The 3000-nt window shown below is 71.8% G+C and carries 5 protein-coding genes; 3 read left to right on the forward strand and 2 right to left on the reverse strand.

The features are described from left to right. On the forward strand, positions 1–622 hold a 622-nt coding region (locus tag AC1DY2_RS17965), incomplete at its 5' end, for a class I SAM-dependent methyltransferase (protein ID WP_476763651.1). 60 nt (positions 623–682) lie between these two features. On the opposite strand, the gene msrA is transcribed toward AC1DY2_RS17965, so the two are convergent. Together msrA and msrB are read right to left on the reverse strand one after the other, a co-directional pair. Beyond that, entirely contained in the window at positions 683–1228 is a 546-nt protein-coding gene (gene msrA / locus AC1DY2_RS17970) for a peptide-methionine (S)-S-oxide reductase MsrA (RefSeq protein ID WP_309978051.1), read from the reverse strand. Continuing rightward, positions 1225–1725, reverse strand: coding sequence for a peptide-methionine (R)-S-oxide reductase MsrB (gene msrB, locus AC1DY2_RS17975; RefSeq protein ID WP_476763652.1), 501 nt, complete (start codon positions 1723–1725; stop codon positions 1225–1227). The genes msrA and msrB overlap by 4 nt, the downstream gene beginning before the upstream one ends. 168 nt (positions 1726–1893) lie before the next feature. Here msrB and AC1DY2_RS17980 point away from each other — a divergent pair, with 168 nt between their 5' ends. Then, positions 1894–2196: a hypothetical protein gene (locus AC1DY2_RS17980; RefSeq protein ID WP_476763653.1), complete on the forward strand. Its 303-nt coding sequence runs from the start codon at positions 1894–1896 to the stop codon at positions 2194–2196. 84 nt (positions 2197–2280) lie between these two features. Then, positions 2281–3000, forward strand: a 720-nt coding sequence (locus AC1DY2_RS17985; protein WP_476763654.1) for a cation:proton antiporter domain-containing protein, incomplete at its 3' end; no start/stop codon positions are given.

The following is a 3000-nucleotide window of genomic DNA, read 5'->3' on the forward strand; positions in this document are numbered from 1 at the left end:
GGATCCCGGTTCGGTCGACGGCGTCGAGCCGTCGAAGGGGTTCCTCGAGGCCGCCGTCGGCCACCTCGGCAACCGGGTGACCTTCCATCGGGCGGATGCCGCGGCCCTGCCGCTCGACGACGCGTCGGTGGACGTCGTGGTGTCGGGGCTCGTGCTCAACTTCCTCCCCGACCTCGACGCCGCCCTTGCGGAGATGTCGCGGGTCGCCGTCGCCGGTGGGATCGTCGCCGGGTACGTCTGGGACTACGCCGACCGGATGCAGCTCATGCGCTGGTTCTGGCGCGCCGCGGTCGAGTTGGACCCGAGGGCCGCGGCCCTCGATGAGGGCGCGCGCTTCGAGACGCTGACGCCGGAGGGACTCAGCTGGCGGTTCGCGAGCGCCGGACTCGTCGACGTGGAGTCGGGGGCCGTCGAGGTGCCCACGCCGTTCGCCGACTTCGACGACTACTGGACGCCGTTCCTCGGCGGCCAGGGCGTCGCGCCCGCCTACGCCATGTCGATCGACGAGCCCGCGCGGGAACGCCTGCGTGAACGGCTGCGGGAGCTCGTGCCGACGGAGCCCGACGGGTCCATCCGCCTCGTGGCGCGGGCGTGGACCGTGCGCGGGGTCGTGCCCGGCTGACGCGAACGGCCCCGGCGGACGCTCGTCCGCCAGGGCCGTCGTGGTCAGCGACCGGTGCGCCTACGCCACGGGCTCCGCGCTGCGCTTCGGCAGCTTCCAGTCGGGGCGCACGTAGTGGCAGGTGTAGCCCCACGGCATGCGCTCCAGGTAGTCCTGGTGCTCGGGCTCGGCCTCCCAGAAGGGGCCGGCCGGCTCGATCGTCGTGACCACGTCACCCGGCCAGATCCCCGACGCCTCGACGTCGGCGATCGTGTCGCGGGCCACCGCCTCCTGCTCGGGCGACTGGGGGAAGATCGCCGAACGGTAGCTCGTGCCGATGTCGTTGCCCTGCCGGTTGAGGGTGGTCGGGTCGTGCACCTGGAAGAAGAACTCGAGCAGGTCGCGGTACGACACCTTGGCGGGGTCGTAGACGATCTCGAGCGCCTCGGCGTGGCCGGGGTGGTTGCGGTAGGTGGCGTTCGCGTTCTCGCCGCCGGTGTAGCCGACGCGGGTGTCGATCACGCCCGGGCGCTTGCGGAGCAGGTCCTCCATGCCCCAGAAGCAGCCGCCGGCGAGGACGGCGGTCTCGGTTCCGGGAATGCGGGTGACGTCGCCTGGGGCCGTCATGATGCGTCCTCCTTCTCGGACGCCGCGCTCGCGGCATCCGTGGTCGTGCTGCTGGTGGGGAACAGGGAGCGGTACCGGCCGTAGCCCTCCGACTCGAGCTCCGACGCCGGCACGAAGCGCAGCGCGGCGGAGTTCATGCAGTATCGCAGGCCTCCGGCCTCGGCGGGGCCGTCGTCGAAGACGTGGCCGAGGTGGCTGTCGGCGGCCGACGAGCGAACCTCCGTGCGCTTCATCCAGAGCGACCCGTCGACCCGCTCGGTGACCGCGTCGGGCTCGATCGGCCGGGTGAAGCTCGGCCAGCCCGAGCGGCTGTCGTACTTGTCGGTCGACGCGAACAACGGCTGTCCGGAGACCACGTCGACGTAGATGCCCGGCTCGTGGTGGTTCCAGTACTCGTTGCGGAAGGCGGGCTCGGTGCCCTCCTCCTGCGTGACCTTGTACTGCTGCGGGGTGAGGCGGGCGACCGCCTCGGGAGTCCTGCGGTAGTCCTCTGACACTTCGTTCCTCCTTCGGGGGCGTCGCTGGCTGCGGCGCCTCGACGGGGGACACCCTGCGGTGTCGCACGTCACCATGTAGAACCGGCTGCGGCGCCGCCCTGTTCCGCATCCCACGCCTCCCCGCTGTGACTTCGCTGTGAGCGCGGAGGCGGGACCGCCGACGTACGATTGGAGCACGCCGGCCGGGGCGCTCTGGAAGGAGCAGCACTGGCCACCACCTGGCATCCGATCCTCGCCGCGACCGAACCCGAACCGGGCCGCTGGCGGCTCGTCGACAGCACCGGACGCGAGTACGGCACCGTCACGATCCTGCGCGTCGACGGCGCCGTGCGATACCGCGCGGAGTTCGGCGGGCGCCTGCTCGGCTGGGGCACGACGCTGCGCGGCGCCTGCGAACGCGTGCACCACGAGTTCGTGCGGTCGCACGGACCCACGGAATGGCCGGGATATCCCGACTTCCGCGCCCGGTGACCGCGACGCGGTGATCGGATGCCGCGTCGCGCCGCCGCGCGCTCATGCGCCAGACTGGCGGGCAGGCGTGTGGGGAGGAGCCTCGTGGAACTCTTGATCGTGGCCGTGCTCGGCCTGCTCGGCATCGCCGCGGCCACCGCCATCGGCCCGAAGCTCGGGTTCTCCGCACCGCTCCTGCTCGTCGTCGTCGGCATCCTCGTGAGCTTCCTGCCGTTCGTGCCCGACATCGAGGTCGACCCCGAGTGGATCATCGCCGGTGTCCTTCCCCCGTTGCTGTACTCGGCCTCGGTGTCGATGCCGTCCATGGAGTTCCGGCGGGAGTTCGGTGCGATCAGCGGCCTCTCGGTCGCGCTCGTGGTCGTGAGCTCGGTCGCGCTCGGGCTCCTGTTCTGGTGGCTGGTGCCGGGCGTGACGCTCGCCGCCGGCATCGCGCTCGGGGCGATCGTCAGCCCCACCGACGCGGTCGCGACCTCGATCGTGAAGCGCGTCGGCGTGACGCCGCGCGTCGTCACCGTGCTCGAGGGCGAGAGCCTGCTGAACGATGCGACCGCTCTGGTGCTGCTGCGCTCGGCCATCGCCGCGACCGCGGCCACCGTGACCTTCTGGGACATCGTCGGCGACTTCGTGTTCGCCGTCGCGGTCGCCGTCGTGATCGGCTGGGTGGTCGGGCGGGCCAACCTGTGGGTGCGGTCGCGGGTGACGGATGCCACGGTGAACACGGTCATCTCGTTCACCGTGCCGTTCCTCGCCTCCGTGCCGAGCGAGGCGCTCGGGGCATCCGGTCTCGTCGCCGCCGTCGTGGCC

It is taken from the genome of Agromyces sp. P1_H4, from assembly GCF_056405255.1.

What these genes read in the sequence shown, in the direction of transcription:
- msrA (WP_309978051.1), bottom strand. Translation starts at nt 1,228, where the DNA reads ATGACGGCCCCAGGCGACGTCACCCGCATTCCCGGAACCGAGACCGCC.